The 18,158-nt window shown below is 35.2% G+C and carries 16 protein-coding genes and 2 pseudogenes; 17 read left to right on the forward strand and 1 reads right to left on the reverse strand.

Annotated features, from left to right (window positions below; genetic code table 11):
- The first annotated feature begins 119 nt into the window (after nucleotides 1–119).
- The 4 genes and pseudogenes from MWH25_RS10625 (at nucleotide 120) to MWH25_RS10640 (ending at nucleotide 2,519) form a co-directional block, all read left to right on the forward strand.
- A complete protein-coding gene (locus MWH25_RS10625; RefSeq protein WP_248627629.1) occupies nucleotides 120–791 on the forward strand; it encodes a Crp/Fnr family transcriptional regulator in 672 nt (223 codons plus the stop codon).
- Between the two features lie 149 nt (nucleotides 792–940).
- Entirely contained in the window at nucleotides 941–1,423 is a 483-nt protein-coding gene (locus MWH25_RS10630) for a hypothetical protein (protein ID WP_248627630.1), read from the forward strand.
- Nucleotides 1,422–1,550: pseudogene (locus tag MWH25_RS10635) on the forward strand (hypothetical protein); the annotation flags it as partial. The gene MWH25_RS10630 and the pseudogene MWH25_RS10635, both read left to right, overlap by 2 nt.
- Nucleotides 1,551–1,754: 204 nt before the next feature.
- Nucleotides 1,755–2,519, forward strand: coding sequence for an ATP-binding protein (locus MWH25_RS10640; RefSeq protein WP_248627631.1), 765 nt, complete (start codon nucleotides 1,755–1,757; stop codon nucleotides 2,517–2,519).
- Nucleotides 2,520–2,573: 54 nt separating this feature from the next.
- Here the strand turns inward: MWH25_RS10640 and cooS are convergent, their stop codons facing one another.
- On the reverse strand, nucleotides 2,574–4,493 hold the full coding sequence (gene cooS, locus MWH25_RS10645; protein WP_248627632.1) for an anaerobic carbon-monoxide dehydrogenase catalytic subunit: 1,920 nt from the start codon (nucleotides 4,491–4,493) through the stop codon (nucleotides 2,574–2,576).
- A 202-nt stretch (nucleotides 4,494–4,695) separates the two neighbouring features.
- On the opposite strand from cooS, the gene thrC reads away from it, so the two are divergent.
- The 13 genes and pseudogenes from thrC to MWH25_RS10710 all read left to right on the forward strand — a co-directional run bounded on the left by thrC (nucleotide 4,696) and on the right by MWH25_RS10710 (nucleotide 18,086).
- The gene (gene thrC / locus MWH25_RS10650) at nucleotides 4,696–6,189 is read left to right on the forward strand and encodes a threonine synthase (RefSeq protein ID WP_248627633.1); all 1,494 of its coding nucleotides are present in this window, start codon (nucleotides 4,696–4,698) and stop codon (nucleotides 6,187–6,189) included.
- Nucleotides 6,190–6,306: 117 nt separating this feature from the next.
- Complete coding sequence (uvrA, locus tag MWH25_RS10655; RefSeq protein WP_248627634.1) at nucleotides 6,307–9,117, forward strand: excinuclease ABC subunit UvrA; 2,811 nt, start codon at nucleotides 6,307–6,309, stop codon at nucleotides 9,115–9,117.
- Between the two features lie 190 nt (nucleotides 9,118–9,307).
- Complete coding sequence (gene uvrC, locus MWH25_RS10660) at nucleotides 9,308–11,143, forward strand: excinuclease ABC subunit UvrC (RefSeq protein ID WP_282706949.1); 1,836 nt, start codon at nucleotides 9,308–9,310, stop codon at nucleotides 11,141–11,143.
- An 18-nt stretch (nucleotides 11,144–11,161) separates the two neighbouring features.
- The gene (locus tag MWH25_RS10665) at nucleotides 11,162–11,497 is read left to right on the forward strand and encodes a phage holin family protein (RefSeq protein ID WP_248627636.1); all 336 of its coding nucleotides are present in this window, start codon (nucleotides 11,162–11,164) and stop codon (nucleotides 11,495–11,497) included.
- Nucleotides 11,498–11,805: 308 nt separating this feature from the next.
- Complete coding sequence (locus MWH25_RS10670; protein WP_248627637.1) at nucleotides 11,806–12,009, forward strand: hypothetical protein; 204 nt, start codon at nucleotides 11,806–11,808, stop codon at nucleotides 12,007–12,009.
- A 656-nt stretch (nucleotides 12,010–12,665) separates the two neighbouring features.
- Nucleotides 12,666–12,869 carry a cation transporter gene (locus MWH25_RS10675; protein WP_248627638.1) on the forward strand — a complete coding sequence of 68 codons (204 nt, stop codon included), beginning with the start codon at nucleotides 12,666–12,668 and terminating at the stop codon, nucleotides 12,867–12,869.
- 141 nt (nucleotides 12,870–13,010) lie between these two features.
- Nucleotides 13,011–13,283, forward strand: a complete 273-nt coding sequence (locus MWH25_RS10680; RefSeq protein WP_248627639.1) for a metal-sensitive transcriptional regulator — start codon at nucleotides 13,011–13,013, stop codon at nucleotides 13,281–13,283.
- A 12-nt stretch (nucleotides 13,284–13,295) separates the two neighbouring features.
- Nucleotides 13,296–13,697, forward strand: coding sequence for a SoxR reducing system RseC family protein (locus tag MWH25_RS10685; RefSeq protein WP_248627640.1), 402 nt, complete (start codon nucleotides 13,296–13,298; stop codon nucleotides 13,695–13,697).
- Nucleotides 13,678–14,520 carry a Cof-type HAD-IIB family hydrolase gene (locus MWH25_RS10690; RefSeq protein WP_248627641.1) on the forward strand — a complete coding sequence of 281 codons (843 nt, stop codon included), beginning with the start codon at nucleotides 13,678–13,680 and terminating at the stop codon, nucleotides 14,518–14,520. The genes MWH25_RS10685 and MWH25_RS10690 overlap by 20 nt, the downstream gene beginning before the upstream one ends.
- Nucleotides 14,521–14,644: 124 nt before the next feature.
- On the forward strand, nucleotides 14,645–15,661 hold the full coding sequence (locus MWH25_RS10695; protein WP_248627642.1) for an alpha-hydroxy-acid oxidizing protein: 1,017 nt from the start codon (nucleotides 14,645–14,647) through the stop codon (nucleotides 15,659–15,661).
- Between the two features lie 287 nt (nucleotides 15,662–15,948).
- Entirely contained in the window at nucleotides 15,949–16,989 is a 1,041-nt protein-coding gene (locus MWH25_RS10700; protein WP_248627643.1) for a nicotinate phosphoribosyltransferase, read from the forward strand.
- Nucleotides 16,990–17,304: 315 nt separating this feature from the next.
- Nucleotides 17,305–17,584, forward strand: a pseudogene (locus tag MWH25_RS13250) (HPr(Ser) kinase/phosphatase); the annotation flags it as partial.
- A 34-nt stretch (nucleotides 17,585–17,618) separates the two neighbouring features.
- On the forward strand, nucleotides 17,619–18,086 hold the full coding sequence (locus tag MWH25_RS10710) for a HutP family protein (protein WP_248627645.1): 468 nt from the start codon (nucleotides 17,619–17,621) through the stop codon (nucleotides 18,084–18,086).
- The last annotated feature ends 72 nt before the right edge of the window (nucleotides 18,087–18,158 follow it).

Raw genomic sequence — 18,158 nt, forward strand, 5'->3', positions numbered from 1 at the left:
AAGAGTGAAATGGTTTTTCCACTCGTAGGAGAAGCTCCATCTAAATCTTGTTTCTGATTTAGGTGGAGAGGTTCACATTAAGATTATATGCTATAATCTATAGTAAGGAGGTAGGGAAAATGAGGATTGATAGTTTAAGAAACTATGATTATTTTTCTCAGCTGACAGATAAAGAGTTAGCAGAAGTTGCAAAGGTAGTAAGAACTAAAGAATACAAAAAAGGAGAGATTATCTTTTTTGAAGGTGAAGCAGGTAATGCTTTATTTATGCTAGAAAAGGGCAAGATTAAGTTAGTTAAGATGAAAGAGAGTGGAGAAGAACAGATTCTTACTATTTTAAAATCAGGTAGCATCTTTGCAGAAGTAATTATCTTTGATGAGGCTGATTATCCTGCTACAGCAATAGTATTAAAAGATTCAATAGTTGGAGTAATAAGTAAGGATGATATGGAAAATTTGATTAAAAAGATTCCTAAACTTTCTTTGGAATTATTAAAGATTATGAGTAAACGCTTAAGAAGAGCACAAAAGATGGTAGAGAATTTAGGCTTACATAATACAGAGACTAGAACGACCAATATATTAATTTATCTAGCTTCTGAGTATGGAAGTGCTAATCAAGAGATAGAGCTTGAACTATCGATTAGTCAACAGGAGTTGGCCAATTTAATTGGTAGCTCAAGAGAGACTGTCTCTCGAATTTTAAATAACTTTAAAGATCAAGGCTTAATTGATACTGCTCGACAAAAGGTTATTATTAAGGATTTAAAAGGATTAGAAAAATTAAATTAAGTTGCTGTTGGCCAATTTCTAATATTAGAAATTGGCCAAATATATTATTTGAGTTTATTATTAACTACAAAGTTTGAAATTATTGATAGAAGATTGAATTATGTTTATAAATAATTAGGAAAAGCCATAATAAGTTATGAGGTGATAAAATGTTAGAAGATATTTTAGTTCAATCTTCTCCAATATATCCATTATGGGCTTTAATTATGTTGATTTTATCGTTGCTACTTGTTGATCGAAAGAGCTATAAATATTTATTACCACATGGCATTTTAGGTGCAATAATTACTGGTGTTATTTTATTAATTTTTAGTGATTTAATAAATGCTTGGGAGTATATAGAGGCTGAGCCTTATATAATGCTAGGTATCCCTGTTTTTATTGGAATTGCTTGGTTTGCTACAATTATTATCTTTTTATGGGCTCTTCCTAGAGAAGAATCCCATTGGATATCGTATCTATATATTGCTTTATATGCTTTTTTAGGGGCAGGGTTAGATAACTTTTTTCATAATCTAGGACTTAGACTATATGCAGACTGGTATGGAGCTTGGATCTGGTTTTTTGTTCTTTATTTTAATTTTTGGATAAATTATAAGATTTATTTATTCCGTAAGAATAAAAAATTATAAGGATATTCACTTAGGGCCAACGTTACCTGCTTTCTTATCAGAAAATGTAGCTAATGTATTAGTAGATAAGTTTGGAATTGCTGGTATTGGAGAAGTTGAAGAAGATATTGATATGTTTTTAGCTTAAATAATATAATTTTGCTTCGCCCCTTGGAATTTGATTTCAAGGGTTTTTTTTATTTATCTGTGATATATATCATAGATTAAAAAGATAAATCAATATATAATTTAATCAGCATATAACAAAGATTAATATTTTGATTTTATGTTCTAAATTTAATTATCAATTATCAATTATAAATTATCAATTAACAAAGAGGGGGAGTTAAAAATGAGAAAGAGAGATATTATCACAATTGATAAGGATAAATGTAATGGTTGTGGAGAATGTGTAGTAGGTTGTCATGAAGGAGCGTTACAGATAGTAGATGGGAAGGCAAAGCTTGTAAATGAATCATTTTGTGATGGCTTTGGAGATTGTATTGGTGAATGTCCAACGGGAGCTTTAAAGATTGAAAAGAGAGAAGCAGAAGAGTTTGATTTAGAAGCAACAGCAGATCATGTTAAAAGTACTAGGGGTGAAGAAGCAGTTGAAGAGATGCTAAAAGCCCAAAAAGAACATGAAGAAGATAATGATCTGAAAATGCCAACAGGGGGTTGTCCTGGTAGTAGGATGAGAACGATTAAAAAGGATAAGAATAAAGAGAGTAACACTAAAAAGAGAAAGATAGAATCAGAGTTAGAACAATGGCCAATTCAATTACATCTATTACCGCCAACAGCTCCATATTTTAAAGAAGCTGACTTATTAATTACAGCAGATTGTGTACCTTTTGCTAATGCTAACTATCATCAAGAGATGCTTCAAGGTAAGGCATTAGCCATTGCTTGCCCTAAGCTTGACGATGGAAATGCATATTTAAATAAGTTGAAGGCAATAATTACAAATAATGATTTGAATAGTATTACAGTAGCTAGGATGGAAGTTCCTTGTTGTGGTGGTTTGACTAGATTAGTCGAGCAAGCTATAGCACAAACAGGTTCTAATTTAGAAGTTGAAGTTATAACTGTTGGAATTGATGGAGAGAGAAAATAATAATTTTATTATTAAAGCCAACCTTTTTTAAGGTTGGCCAATATATTTGGAGCTTTATATTCCAAGTTCTTCTCTCTTTTTATTAATATGTTCTTCAATTTCATCTGCAGCTTCAACTGGATTATTTCCTAAAGCTACTTTTCCCCCGGTAATCTTTTCTAAATCTTCAGTTAAAAACTTAGTCAATCTTTCTCCACCAGCAACTGGTGGGGTAGGTGATAGGTGAGTATATAAACCATAGGCTAAAGCAAACATAGCATCTATTGTAGCTTTTTGTTCTAGATATTGTGGAGCAGTTACTGCAACTGGAAGTTGTGAAGTATCTACTTCTAGGAAATTGGCCAATTCCGTAACTAACATAGAGATTCTTCCTGTATCAGTACAAGTTCCAAAACTAAGAACAGGAGGGATATTTAGTTGATTACAGACTGCTTGTAAACCTTCTCCAGCTTCTTTAATTGCCTCTAAATCTGCTAAACCAGCTACTTCTAAACCATGATTACCACAACCACCACTAATAATTAAAATATTACGTTTAATTAACTCTTTAGCAAGATTTACAGTCATATAGTCATGAGGGCCATTAGCTAAAGTAGTGCAATTTACAAGAGCAACTATTCCTTTGATATTTCCTTCTTTAATAACATCTACTAAAGGGTCAAGTTCCCCTCCTAATGCTTCTAAAATTGCTTCAGTTGAGAAACCTGAGATAGCTTTTTGGACTCTATTTGGAACGTGTGCTTCTATTTTTTCTTTTCGTTCTTTAAAGTTTTCAATGCCCATATCAATTAATTTATGTGCTGTATTTTCTACTTCAGTTGGTTTATAATCATAATTTTCCTCTACATTAGGAATTCTAACTAAATCATTAACTGAGACTAACTTAACTTGGTATTTATCTTCATATGGTTTTAAATTTGGTGGAGAGCAGTTTTCATCCATAGCAAAGATATCTACTGCACCAGTAGCTAAAACAGGTTCAATAGCTAACCAATTTCCAATTAATCCTCTAAAGACATCATCTATTTCAAAACGTTGTAAAATCTCTTGACCAGTCTCAATTGAACCAATAACTCTAATTCCTTTAGCACCTACTTTTTTGGCCTTTTCTTGGATTTCAGGATTGCGAGCAGCATAAATAGTTGCTATTCCAGTCCAAGGTTCATGTCCGTTAAACATAATATTAACATAGTCAGGATCTAAAATCCCCATATCTGTATCTACTTCATGAGGAGTAGGAGTACCAAATAAAATATCTTGTACCATCTCTAATCCTAATTGAGCTCCATAAATAGTAGCAATTCCAGCTCGCAATGCTTTTTTGGCCATTGAGATGTGATCGCCATCTACATTAGTTAAACAACTAGCTGTTGCATCTTTAATTTCATGCATTACTCCAGCAGGATAGATGGCCAAATCACGCCAAATCTCTTTACGAGGTTCTGGAGCAAATATTTCTACCATTTTTGGAGGTTGATCATAATTACTGCTCAATTGATTCATTAAAAAGTCTGCTAATTGGATAGCAATTTTTTCTTTACTTTGTTCAGTATTAATGCCAACGCTTTCTGCTAACCAGTTTAACTTGTTCTCATCAGTAATTTCGAAAGGAGTCTTCCCTTCTGCAGTTGATTTTAAGGTACGAAAAGCATTATAAGCATGATGAGTATAAGTACTTGTCCCCATAATATTTCTAAGAAGCATATCTCTCATTGCTATGGCATCAGGATCAATTCCACAAGTTCCAAGATCTGCTCCTGCCTTCTCTGAGATACGACAAGGACCATTAGTACATAACTGACAACTAACTCCATCGCTACAATAACCACATCTAATTTTATCTTGAGGATCAAACCTATCAAAGACATTACTTAAACCATCTTTATTAATTTTTTCATACATTTCTTGAACAGTTTGGTGAATACTAACTTTTCCGTCTGTTAGCTCTTGAATACCTGGGATTCTATCTGCCAAAAAAACCACTCCTTATATTTTATTTATATCAATTATATTATTTGTGAGGTAAAATAAAATATTCATTTAAAGATATTTTTTAGCAAGGTTCTATCTGTTTTTTTAGATCTTTCTTTCTCTTTAAACTTAATATAAGTTAAAGTTTAAAATTTTGCTTAAGTTTGATATAATAGTTCAAACTAGAGTAGAAAGGATGGAGTAGATGAACTATATTAGTACACGGGCCAACTATGAACAAGTGAGTGCTGCAGAAGCAATTAGATTAGGGATGGTTCCAACAGGAGGTTTATTTGTACCTGAGAAAGTACCGACTTTTTCTCAAGAAGAGATTTATAGGATGAAGGAGGATAGTTATCAAAACATAGCTTATAAAATATTAGAAAGGTATTTAACAGATTATACAGATGAAGAATTAAAGGATGTAATTAGATCAGCTTATAACGATACTAACTTTGACCATGCGGATATAGCACCAATTATTAAATTAGATGACAAATTATATATTTTAGAACTATGGCATGGGCCAACTGCTGCTTTTAAGGATATGGCATTACAGTTAATGCCACATCTATTAATTAAAGCTTTGGCTAAGGTTAAGCTTGATAAAGAGATCTTAATTTTAGTAGCTACTTCTGGTGATACTGGGAAGGCTGCTTTAGAAGGGTTTAAGGATGTAGAAGGGGTTAAAATTGTTGTATTCTATCCTCAAGGTGGTGTTAGTGAAGTACAAGAGCGCCAAATGCTAACAACAGGAGGAAATAATACTGAAGTTATAGCAGTAGAGGGTAACTTTGATGATTGTCAGAGTGTAGTTAAGGATATATTTGGTGATGATCACTTTAAAGAGTTGATTTCTAAGAATGGTTACCAATTTTCATCAGCTAATTCAATTAACTGGGGAAGATTATTACCACAGATTATCTATTACTTTGCTACTTATGCTTACTTATTACGTGATGGAGAGATTAAAGAAGGAGATAAGATTAATATTTCTGTTCCAACAGGTAACTTTGGGAATATTTTAGCAGCTTATTATGCTTACCAAATGGGACTACCTGTTAATAAATTTATCTGTGCATCTAATGATAATAAAGTCTTGACTGATTTCTTTAAAACGGGTATTTATGATATTAATCGTGATTTTAAACAGACTATTAGTCCTTCAATGGATATTCTAATCTCTTCTAATTTAGAAAGATTCTTGTTTGAAATGACTGGTCATGATGCTGATAAGATTAATAGTTATTATGAAAGCTTAAATGAAGAGGGTAAATTTGCAATTGATGAAGATACTAAAATAGCTATTAATGATCTTTTTGTAGGAGAATATGCTACAGAAGAAGAGACACAAAAGACAATTACTCAAGTCTTTAATAAATTTGATTATACATTAGATACTCATACAGCAGTAGGAGTTAAAGCTTATCAAGAGTATCAAAAAGAAGTAGGAGATAATATTGTAGCTGTAATTGATTCAACTGCTAATCCTTATAAATTCAGTAAGGCAGTCTTGGAATCTTTACAGGATATAGAAGAAGAGAACGAATTTAAAATCTTAAAAGAGTTAGAAGAGCTAACTGGATTAGAGATTCATCGTGGGTTACAAGGTTTAGAGAAGATGGAGATTAAACACAATAGAAGTTGTCATAGTAAAGAGATTAGAGAAGAAATCAAAGAAATTTTAGAAATAGAATAAATTTTGTCGGATAGTCCTTGAGGGGCTATCTTTTTTTATCAACTCTTATTTGTAATTAGTAATCATTACTGATATAATACGTATAGAAGTAATAATTAAAATATAGAGGTGGTAAAAATGGCTAAAGATAAGATTATCATTCAAGGTGCTCATGAGAATAATCTAAAGAATATAGATCTTGAAATTCCAAGGGATAAGTTGGTTGTAATTACTGGTTTAAGTGGTTCAGGTAAATCGTCCTTAGCTTTTGATACTATTTATGCTGAGGGCCAACGTAGATATGTCGAATCTCTATCTGCTTATGCTCGACAGTTTTTAGGTCAGATGGAAAAGCCTAAAGTAGAGTATATTGAAGGGTTATCTCCTTCGATTTCGATTGATCAGAAGACTACCAGCAAGAATCCTCGTTCTACAGTGGGAACGGTAACGGAGATTCACGATTACTTAAGGTTATTGTATGCTCGGATTGGTACTCCTCACTGTCCTGAATGTGGCCAACAGATCTCATCGCAAACGGTACAGGAGATTGTTGATCAAATTTTGGAGTTGAAGGAGAGAACTAAGTTTCAGGTGTTGGCCCCGGTTGTGCGAGGAAGAAAAGGGGAGTATAAGGATCTGTTGGCCCAGATTAAACGGGATGGATTTGTGCGAGTTAGGGTTGATGGAGAGATTAGAGATATCAGTGAAGAGATTGAACTGGATAAGAATTATAAGCACTGGATTGAGGTAGTAGTTGATCGGTTGATTATGAAGGAGGGAATTAAGTCTAGACTGGCAGATTCCTTGGAGACAGCACTGGAGTTAGCTGAGGGATTGGTACTTATTGATCTGATAGATGGGGAGGAGTTATTATTCAGTGAGAGTTTTGCCTGTCCAGATTGTGGGATCAGTTTAGAAGAGTTATCCCCACGGATGTTTTCTTTTAATAGTCCTTATGGAGCTTGTTCTACCTGTGATGGTTTAGGTGTTAAGCGGGAATTTGATCCTGATTTAATTCTTGATCATGAACTATCATTGGCAGGAGGAGCGATTATTCCATGGCAGAAATCAAGGAGTAGGTATTACCCGCAGATGGTTGCTGCAGTAGCCGATAAGTATGGGGTTGATCGCCACCGACCATTAAAAGAGGTTGAGCAAGGATTTATTGATGTTTTATTGTCTGGTGATAGTAATCCAGTTGAATTTGAATATACAAATCGTAAGGGTAGAACCAGGTTACATCAGAAGAGATTTGAAGGGTTATTAGAGGTCTTTAATAGGAAGTTTAGAGAGAGTAAGTCGAAGCGGAAAAGAAAGAAGTTGGAGTCGTATATGAGTATTGGTCGCTGCCCAGAGTGTACGGGAGCCCGTCTGAATCGTAAAAGTTTAGCTATAACGGTAGGTGGGAAGTCGATTGCCGAGGTAAGTAGGATGTCAATTGAAGAGGCGTATGACTTCTTTGATCAGTTAGAGCTCAGTAAGCGAGAGCAGATTATTGGGACTGAGATCTTGAAGGAGATTAGGGAGCGGTTGAGATTCTTGCTCAATGTAGGATTGGTTTATCTAACCTTGGATCGGCCTGCTGGTACATTATCTGGTGGAGAAGCACAGCGAATTAGATTAGCAACGCAGATTGGTTCCAGTTTAGTAGGGGTAATTTATATTTTAGATGAGCCAAGTATTGGTCTTCATCAGCGGGATAATCAACGTTTAATCAATACATTGCAGGAGTTAAGGGAGCTGGGTAATACAGTCTTAGTTGTTGAGCATGATGAAGAGACGATCAGGGCTGCTGATCATGTTGTTGATATTGGCCCTAAGGCCGGTAGACATGGTGGAGAGGTAGTTGCTCAAGGTAAGGTTGATGATATTATTACAACAGAAGAGTCTTTGACTGGGCAGTATTTGTCAGGAGAGAAGGAGATTAAGGTGCCAGTTGATAGAATAGAACCTAACGGGAAGTATCTAGAGGTTACAGGTGCTCGGCAGAATAATTTGAAGGAGCTCGATGTCAAGATACCTTTAGGAACCTTTACCTGTGTCACTGGAGTTTCAGGTTCAGGAAAGAGTACGCTGGTTAATGAAATCTTGAATCGGAGGTTGATGAAAGAGTTTTATAGTTCTAAGAAGAGACCAGGTGAGCATGATCAAGTATTAGGGATGGAGTATTTAGATAAGGTAATTAATATTGATCAATCGCCGATTGGTCGAACTCCACGCTCTAATCCAGCAACTTATACTAAAGTCTTCGATCATATTCGTGATGTCTTTGCTAAGACGCAGTTGGCCCAGGAGAGAGGTTACAAGAAGGGGCGATTCAGTTTTAATGTCAAAGGAGGACGGTGTGAAGGCTGTAAAGGTGATGGAATCATCAAGATTGAAATGCACTTTTTAGCTGATGTTTATGTCCCGTGTGAAGTCTGTGATGGTCAGCGTTATAATCGTGAGACATTAGAGGTTGATTATAAGGGAGAGACGATTGCTGATGTCTTGGAGATGACAGTTGAGGAGGCTTTGGAGTTCTTTGCAAATATTCCTAAGATCAAACGGAGATTGCAGACCTTATATGATGTTGGATTAGGTTATATTAGATTGGGACAACCATCGACTACTCTATCTGGAGGAGAAGCACAGCGGGTCAAGTTAGCAACGGAGTTGAGTAAGAGGAGTACAGGAAGTACAATCTATATTTTGGATGAACCGACGACCGGACTCCATTTTGAGGATGTCAATAAGTTATTGCAGGTTTTACAACGCTTAAAAGAAGGTGGCAATACTGTATTGGTAATTGAGCATAATTTAGATGTGATTAAGAGTGCTGATTATATTATTGATTTAGGACCAGAAGGTGGAGATTATGGAGGAGAAGTGGTTACTACTGGTACTCCAGAGGAGGTTGCAGAATCTGAAGGGTCTTATACAGGACAGTTTTTACAGGAAATCCTTTAAAAGCATTGAATAATTAATATTGAACATTGAATAGATAAAAGCATTGAATATTTAATAGTTAAAAATCAATTAGAAGTAAAAAACGAGAAAAATGAAGAATTAATTTAAGTATTTTTAAGTTAGTCTTATAAATATTTATTGTATGGTTTTTGTGAACTTCAATTATTCAATATTAGATATTAAATATTAAATGTTTTACCGAGGAGTGATTAAGATCAACTTAAAGGTTAAAGCTAAGAATTTACCTTGTGAGCCTGGGGTTTATTTGATGAAGGATCAGACGTGCCAAATTATTTATGTGGGAAAGGCTAAGTCATTGCGGAAGCGGGTTAAGTCTTATTGGCAGTCTAGTAAGCAGAGATTTAAGACTAAAGTATTGGTCGATAGGATTGCTGATTTTGAGTATATTGTGACCGATACTGAAGTAGAAGCCTTAATTTTAGAGAATAATTTGATTAAGAAGTATAACCCGAAGTTTAACATTCAGCTTAAGGATGATAAGACTTATCCCTATATCAAGGTGACGATAGTTGAAGTTTACCCTCGAGTTTATAAAACGCGAATCGTCAAGAATGATGGATCACGCTACTTTGGTCCTTATACAGATGTTAAGGCAGTCAATGATCTCTTAGAATTGGTAGCTGATCTATTTTCTCTGCGGGATTGTAAGCGTGATTTAACAACTGATAAAGAAGAACGAGCTTGTTTGAATTATCATATTGAGAAGTGCCATGCTCCCTGTATTAACGAAATTAGTCAGACTGAATATAATGAATTAATCGCTCAAGTGATTATGATTTTGGAAGGGAAAGAAGAAAATTTAGTAGAGCAGTTAGAGGTTAAGATGGAGCAAGCAGCAAAAGGTTTAGAATTTGAAACTGCTGCTAAGTTGAGAGATCAGATCAAAGCAATCAATAAGGTCACTCAAAAGCAGAAGGTTGTAGCAGAGAAGTTGGTCAATCAGGATATAATTGCTCTAGCAACTGAGGATAATGACATCTGTTTACAATTATTAATTGTGAGAAGTGGTAGATTGATTGGGAAAGAAGACTTTATTTTTGCCGATAGTAATGATTTCATAGAAGTGGTGACTGCTTTTTTACAGCAGTATTATGATCAGGTTTATTATATTCCTGAAGAGATCTTATTGGAATTTATGATTGATGACTTGCCAGTAATTGAGGAGTGGTTACAGCATAAGAAAGGTGCTAAGTTAGAGGTCAAGGTTCCCCAGCAGGGTCAGAAAAAAAGGTTGGTCGATCTGGCAGCCCGTAATGCCCGGTATAATTTGAAAGAATATCGCTTTAAGGAGAAGTTTAGTTCTCAGCAGTTAGATAAGGGAGTTAAACAGTTACAGCAGGAGTTAGGGCTTAAGCAGCCACCTGTTAGGATTGAAGGGTTTGATATCTCTAATTTGCAGGGGACAGATACAGTGGCTTCTTTAGTTTCTTTTCAGAATGGTCAACCATATAAGAAGGGTTATCGCCGCTTTAAGATTAAGACTGTACAGGGCCAAGATGACTTTGCAGCGATGAATGAGGTTGTACAGCGGAGATATTCTCGATTAGTGGAAGAAGGAAGAGAATTTCCAGATTTGATCTTGATCGATGGTGGAAAAGGACAATTGAATTCAGCACTAAAGGTTTTGGATGAGTTAGGTCAAAAAGGACAGCAGATTATCAGCTTAGCTAAGAGGGAAGAAGAGGTCTTTGTACCTGGTAAAGAGGAAGCTGTTAGATTGTCTAGAAATTCTGCGGGATTATATTTATTACAACGGGTGCGGGATGAGGCACATCGTTTTGCAGTCAGTTATCATCGTAAGTTAAGAGGACGAAGATTAACCCATTCAATGTTAGATGATATTCCAGGGATTGGCCCTAAGCGGCGGAAGGCTTTATTACAGCATTTTGGCTCGTTAGAGAAGATTAAGACAGCTTCTGTAGAGGAGTTGGTTAACGTTAAAGGGATTAGTAATAATTTAGCTACAGGGATTAAAGATTATTTGCAACACCATCTTCGACCTTAGGTTAAGGGAGGAAATATGATGAAGAGGATTATTGGATTATTTATTTCGATGTTGGCCCTGATCTTAACGGCCCAACTGATACCTGGAATTGAAATTATTAGCTTAGGAGCAGGTTTTTGGGCTGCCTTAATATTAGGGTTGGTTAATACGTTTATTAAACCAATTTTGACTTTGTTTACTTTGCCATTGACGATTTTGAGTTTTGGTCTGTTTTTAGTGCTAATCAATGGAGGAATGTTATTATTAACTGCGTGGCTAGTACCAGGTTTTATTGTGGCTAACTTTTTAGCAGCAGTTTCAGGGGCGATCTTGGTCAGTATCTTCAGTAATTTAATGTTGAAATCTTTAATTTGAGTTATACATGTTAACTTAAGATGATTTTTGGCATTATTTTTTAAAGTTTTTGACTTTAACTGACACTTATTACACACACTGATATTATTTACATGAGTGAATAGTTTGACAATTCAAGGATGATGTTTTATAATTTATTTAAAGAATTAAAATTTAGTTAATTTTTTGCCAGTACTTAAAACTTATATTAGTAATTGAGTTTAAGTTCGATTCTTAGTTTAAGTAAGAGTAAACTGCAATGCTTTTAGTGGCTGGCTTAGCCTCAACCTTAGCCTTAAACTTAAATTTATACAAGAAAGGGTGAAGAGATGAAGAATAAATTCGCAGCAGGTAGATATGTCAATTATCCTTGTATTAAAGGCTGTAATCATCATTTGCGATTGAAGGAGGATATTTCGGAGTTGGCCCAAGATACTGAGGCAAGTTTGGAATGCCCAACTTGTGATGTAGAACGAAAATATTCAGTTCAGGACTTAAAGAGTATTATTAATTCAATGGAATATTATAATTAGTTAAGCTAAATTTTAAATAATTTGTATATTATTTCTTAAAACGGCTACAATATTATAGGGTGGTAACTTTTATTAAGTAATTCTTTAACGGCAGCCATGATGATGGTTGTCTTTTTTTATGAATAAATTACAATAATGTGGCACTTTTGTGCCACATTATTGAGTTGACAGTGTACAGTGAACAGTTTACGGTTAAGATCAAAACCTTAAAAAATTAAGATCTCTGAAATGCCTTATGTTCGCAGGTTTAGAGTGATTTTGATTTAAGATTTTAATGGTTTTCCTTCGGGTTCTTTAAACCCTTCGTGATGAAAAAATCCGCTCTTAGATTTTTTCTATCCACTGTTAACCGTCCCTACAGGTCTTTGTCAAGACCTTTCGTGAAAACCATAGAAACCATATCAACTGTAAACTGTACATTGATATAAAGTGGCAAAGTGCCACTTTATATCAATATAGTTGAACTTTTAAATTTTCATCCTTATCTAGGAAATTATGCTTTAAAAATAGATTGTTTTTAATTTTACTTAACCTTAAACTCAAACTTAGCTTTAGATTATGACCAAAGGTCATTTCAAACTTGACAATAGTTAGAAATTTTGGTATTCTGACAATATACCATATAGGGGTATATTAAAAAGCAAGGGGGACTTAAAATGAAAGAAGTATTTACAGTTAAAGGTATGTCTTGTGGTCATTGTAAGAATGCTGTGGAATCAGCTTTAGCTGATGCAGCTGGTGTTAAAGAAGTAGTAGTTGATCTAGAAGCAGAGAAAGTTGAGATTGAATTTGATGAGAGCCAGACTGATTTAGAAAAATTGAAAGCACTAGTTGCAGAACAAGGATATAAGGTAAGTTAAATAATGAATAAAAAACCATCCCTTAATTGTAATTGAGGGATGGTTTTTTTAAATTAAAATAAATATTTTGAATTTAGTTAAAAATATTGTATAATCAATAGTAAGAATCTTTTTTCTAAAAAAGGAAGGAGGATGGATTAAATGAGTTCTTATAAAGATAAAAAGGAAGACTTAGTGAATAGATTAAAACGAATAGAAGGTCAGGTGCGTGGGTTGCAAAGGATGATCGAAGACGATAAATACTGTGCTGATGTTTTGGTACAAATTGCTGCTGTTAAAGGTGCTTTAAATAAAGTAGGGAAGACGATTTTAGAAAAACATGCTCATGGATGTGTCCAGAATGCAATTGCAATTGGAGATGGAGATGAAATTATTGAGGAGTTATTAGAAGTCGTCTTTAAGTTTAATAAGTAAGGGGGAAGAAAGGTGAAGCAATATGCTCAGGTTGTGGAGACTGTTGATTCTGGACAGAAGGTAAAAGTGGAGGTTAGAAGACATTCGTCATGTGGTAAATGTGGTAAATGTGATGAAAGAAATAGTATGATATTAGTGATTAATAACAGTTTATCAGCTGTAAAGGGAGATATGGTTGTATTAGAACTTAAAGAAAGTGACCTATTAAGTGCTGCACTAGTGGTCTATTTGGCTCCCATAATAGGCTTGATAGCTGGCTATTTATTAGGGGGGGCTTTAGGGATTGAGGCAGAGTCAATTAGGATTTTGTTAGGATTTTTACTATTTGGATTGACTTTTATCTTAGCTAGAAAGCTTGGTAATTATAGAGCAGAAAAATATGAAGCAAAAATGATTGAGGTTGTTAATTGCTGAAGAAGAGAGGAAAGGGATAGGAATGGATTATAAATTAGTGGCTATAGATTTAGATGATACTTTGTTAGCAGATGATTTACAGATTTCTGAGCGGACAGTTGAGGCGATTAAAGAGGCACAAGATGGAGGCGTTAGAGTAGTAATTGCTACTGGTCGGATGCATTCTTCTGCTTTGCCGTATGCTAAGTTGCTAGGTTTAAAGCATGAATTGATTACTTATAATGGAGCTTTAGTTAAAAGGGTGGGTGATAATCAAACTTTATACCATCAGCCTATTTCTGTTGAGTTGGCCCGGGAGGTTACTGAAGTTGCTCAAGAGTATGATCTACATATTAATTTTTACTTAGATGATCTATTATATGTCAATAAAGCAGGTGCTGAAGCTGATTATTATGAAGAGGTAGCAGGGATTAAACCGATCTTAATTACTGAAGGTGCAGCCGATTTTTTAGATCGACCTTCGACTAAATTATTAATTATTGAAGATGATCGAGCTAAGTTAGAAGAAGTCCTTGCTGAGTTAACTGCTAAATTTGGTGATTTATTAACGATAACAACCTCCAAAGTAAACTTTATAGAGATTATGGGTCAACAGGTCTGCAAAGGGACTACTTTGGCCAATAGGTCTACAGAATTAGGAATTAAAGCAGAAGAGGTTATAGCAATTGGTGATAGTTATAATGATTTAGAGATGATAGAGTATGCTGGGTTGGGAGTAGCAGTCGGAAATGCTAAAGACGAGATTAAAGAAGAAGCGAATTATATTACTGGATCGAATAATGAAGAAGGGGTTGCTCAAGTTATTGAGAAGTTTATACTATAACAAATTGTGTCAGTGTCAGGAATTAGGAATCAGTAAAGCCATAAAAACAAATTCCTTAAAATTTTTTGAACTTACTGATCACTGATGTCTGATTACTGATAACTATTTCAAAGGGGGTTAAAAAATGGAGTTAGAAGAGATCTATCAAAAAGCTAGGGAAAGAATGGAAGGTTATTGTCGGGTCTGTTCTGTATGTGATGGGAGAGCTTGTAAAGGAGAGGTTCCTGGCATGGGAGGTGCAGGAACTGGTTCTTCTTTTCAAGCTAATTTGGCAGCTTGGCAAGACTATAAATTAAAGTTGCGGACTTTACATCAAGCAGATGATCCCGATACAAGTGTCACTATCTTAGAGGAGGAGTTATCTACTCCTATTCTCAAGGCTCCAGTAACTGGTAGTCAGTACAATATGGGGGGCGCTGTATCAGAGGAGGAATACACTAAGATAGTAGTAGAAGGTAGTAAGGAGTTTGGTACGATTGCTATGACAGGAGATAGTGGTGATCCAACAGTTTATGATATAGGAGTGGATGCTATTCAAGCTTGTGATGGCTTTGGAATTCCAATTATTAAGCCGCGTGGACAGGATGAGATTAAAAAGAGGATTAAGATGGCAGAAGATGCTGGTAGTAAAGCGGTAGGAATTGATGTTGATGGAGCTGGCTTAATCACCATGGCGTTGAAGAATCAACCTGTTGGCCCTAAGAGTAAAGAAGAGCTAGAAGAGCTGGTTGGTAGTACTGAATTGCCATTGATCTTAAAAGGGATTATGACTGCTGATGAAGCTAGACTGGCTGTAGATGCTGGAGTTGAGACGATTGTTGTTTCTAATCATGGAGGGCGAGTATTGGATACAACATCTGGTACAGCTGAAGTTTTACCAGAGATAGCTGCGGAAGTAGGAGATGAAGCAACGATTTTGGTTGATGGTGGAATTAGAGCAGGGGTTGATGTGTTGAAGGCATTGGCTTTAGGAGCAAATGCAGTTTTAGTTGCTAGACCGTTGATTATTGCTGCTTTTGGTGGCGGTAAAGAAGGATTTAAGTTGTTGCTGGATAATTTAACGACTGAATTAAAGAAGGCAATGATTTTGACTGGATGTAATAGTGTTGCGGATATCAGTTCTGATATTTTACGGAAATAGTGATTGGTTACAATATAGTGGCACGAAAGTGCCACTATATTGAGTTGACAGTGTACAGTGAATAGTTTACAATTAAGCTCAAAATTATAAGATCTTTGAAAAGCCTTATCTCTATGGGTTTAGAGTGGTTTTGAATTTAGGGTTTTAACTGTCAATTGTCAATTGTAAACTGTACACTGATATAAAGTGGCAAAGTGCCACTTTATATCAGTTAAAATAGTAAATTTAATGTGGTTTGGAAATAATAACAGTAAAGTAGTAATTTGAAGCAGGGAGGAAAATGGCTAATGGACTTTAAAGAACTCAGTAACTTAAATGATGTTAAACAATTAAAAATAAATGACAATAGAAATCTTTTTTCTGCTACGCATCAAGAAATAGAAGCAGGAGCAACGACTGATATTTATTTTATTAAGACAAGAGAAATCTTGGACAAGTTAGAACAGTCTGAGACTCAGGTTGTAGCTGAAATTTTTGCTAATAATGCTGGAGTTTTAGCTGGAATTGATGAGGCTTTAAATTTATTACAGCAAAAGGATGTTAAAGTTTGGGCCTTAGAAGAAGGAATGGATATAGAAAAAAAAGAGGTTGTAATGAGGATCGAAGGAGCTTATAGTGATTTTGGAATCTTTGAAACAGCTATGTTAGGTACTTTATCCAGTTCAAGTGGTTGGGCTACTGCTGCTAAAGAATGTAAGGAGGCAGCTGGAGATAATTCGATGTTATGTTTTGGGGCTCGTCATTTACATCCTGCTGTTGCTCCAGTAATGGAGCGTGCTGCTTTAGTTGGTGGAGCAGATGGGGCTAGTTGTATCTTAGGGGCCAAACTTGGAGAAACAGAACCATCCGGTACAGTGCCTCATGCCTTAATCTTAACAGTTGGTGATACTTTAGAGGTAGCTCAAGCATATCATGAATTTATGCCTGAAGATGCACCACGAATTATTTTAGTTGATACCTTTCAGGATGAAGCGGTTGAAGCACTAAGAATTGCTGAAGAGTTAGAGGGTGATTTAGATGGAATTAGATTAGATACTGCTTCCGAACGTGGTGGAGTGACTACTGGGTTAGTAAAGGAAGTTAGAGCTCGGCTAGATCAAGTGGGACATGATGATGTTGATATCTTTGTATCTGGTGGATTGAATCCTTCAAGAATTGAGGAGTTGGCAGAGTTAGGAGTAGATGGTTTTGGTGTTGGTAGCTATATTTCAGGAGCTAAAGGAATTAATATGACGATGGATTTAAAAGAGATTGCTGGTCAACCAGTAGCTAAAAGAGGTAGGATTCCTGGACAGACTGATAATCCAAAATTAAAGAGAGTATTATAATAAAAGAGCCTTAATTGGCTCTTTTATCTTGTCGTTTAGTGTTATTTTTTTGGTTTTTATTGCAGGATTTTTGTCTAATATCAAGAAATTGGTTAGGAAGGAGTGGGCTATTTAATCTAAAGTTAATTATAGAATTAAATGTCTGATTATTAAAAAATATAGAAAAGCTAGTAAATATAGATTGTTAATTAATATTAGTTGTAGTAAGGGGGAAAAATGATACAAAGGGAATCTGTAAGTAGTGTTGCATTCGGGGAACGAGGATTTTGACTCTGTCAGTTGACACAGTTAAACTAAACTTCCATTGAAAATCAAGTAACCTTAAGTGATATTAAAAGACCAGGAATAGAGTTAGTTGTTTTCTTTGAGCACTTTGCGTAGAAAAGGATTCAAATTTTAGGGAGAACGGAAATTTCCTTTTTAAATGAATTACCATCAGAATTATTAGAAGAGAGATGGAGTTTGAGTTGAAGTTTATGGGGTTGGGGTCTTGATTAAAGGAAGTAGTGGGATTGGCAAGAGTGAGAGTACATTAGACTTAGTGAAAAGAGGACATCGTTTGATAACAGATGATGCAGTAATAATTAAGCGGGTAATTAAAAATAAGTCTTGAGCTGGGGTGAATATAAATGGAATTAAGTGATTTTTCAGTAGAAGATATTATTAAAGTGGATGGAGAAAGAACAATAGGTAAGATTGCAACAGTTTTAGCTATGGTAGATGATCAGCATGATGATCAGTTGGTTGAGACTTTTATTTCAGCAGGTTATAAGGTTGTTATCACAAGGGCTGGTGGTAAAGGGGAGCAATTTAAAAATAAGGTGTTACGAAATTCTCTAGGGGCTGCTGTAAAAGGGGATGTGATCAATGAAGGAATTCAAGATCGCAGGGTCTTGACTAGATGTGTTGAGCGTGCTCTAGTAGCACTTAATGGGTCAATGAGTGGTATTTCTGGAGCAGGAATTAAGATTGGAATTGTTAAGAAGGGTGTCCATTTAGCTGTGGCAATGCATGGGAAGATAGGAATTCCAGGGTTAGATATTGATCATGAGATTTCTGGGTTGGGTGTCCATTATTATGGCTTGATTGATGAATAATATTACAATTATGGTGTGATCTGTTGCGATATGAAAAGTATCGCCTAGTATTGTGAAGACAATCTACAATAA

Origin of the sequence: Natroniella acetigena, from assembly GCF_023227745.1 — a bacterium.
Taxonomy (GTDB): domain Bacteria; phylum Bacillota; class Halanaerobiia; order Halobacteroidales; family Halobacteroidaceae; genus Natroniella; species Natroniella acetigena.

Excerpts from the sequence above, each read along its gene's own strand:
- MWH25_RS10625 (WP_248627629.1), top strand. The coding sequence starts at position 120 with ATGAGGATTGATAGTTTAAGAAACTATGATTATTTTTCTCAGCTGACA.
- MWH25_RS10630 (WP_248627630.1), top strand. The coding sequence starts at position 941 with ATGTTAGAAGATATTTTAGTTCAATCTTCTCCAATATATCCATTATGG.
- MWH25_RS10640 (WP_248627631.1), top strand. The coding sequence starts at position 1,755 with ATGAGAAAGAGAGATATTATCACAATTGATAAGGATAAATGTAATGGT.
- thrC (WP_248627633.1), top strand. The coding sequence starts at position 4,696 with ATGAACTATATTAGTACACGGGCCAACTATGAACAAGTGAGTGCTGCA.
- uvrA (WP_248627634.1), top strand. The coding sequence starts at position 6,307 with ATGGCTAAAGATAAGATTATCATTCAAGGTGCTCATGAGAATAATCTA.
- uvrC (WP_282706949.1), top strand. The coding sequence starts at position 9,308 with ATGTTTTACCGAGGAGTGATTAAGATCAACTTAAAGGTTAAAGCTAAG.
- MWH25_RS10665 (WP_248627636.1), top strand. The coding sequence starts at position 11,162 with ATGAAGAGGATTATTGGATTATTTATTTCGATGTTGGCCCTGATCTTA.
- MWH25_RS10670 (WP_248627637.1), top strand. The coding sequence starts at position 11,806 with ATGAAGAATAAATTCGCAGCAGGTAGATATGTCAATTATCCTTGTATT.
- MWH25_RS10675 (WP_248627638.1), top strand. The coding sequence starts at position 12,666 with ATGAAAGAAGTATTTACAGTTAAAGGTATGTCTTGTGGTCATTGTAAG.
- MWH25_RS10680 (WP_248627639.1), top strand. The coding sequence starts at position 13,011 with ATGAGTTCTTATAAAGATAAAAAGGAAGACTTAGTGAATAGATTAAAA.
- MWH25_RS10695 (WP_248627642.1), top strand. The coding sequence starts at position 14,645 with ATGGAGTTAGAAGAGATCTATCAAAAAGCTAGGGAAAGAATGGAAGGT.
- MWH25_RS10700 (WP_248627643.1), top strand. The coding sequence starts at position 15,949 with ATGGACTTTAAAGAACTCAGTAACTTAAATGATGTTAAACAATTAAAA.
- MWH25_RS10710 (WP_248627645.1), top strand. The coding sequence starts at position 17,619 with ATGGAATTAAGTGATTTTTCAGTAGAAGATATTATTAAAGTGGATGGA.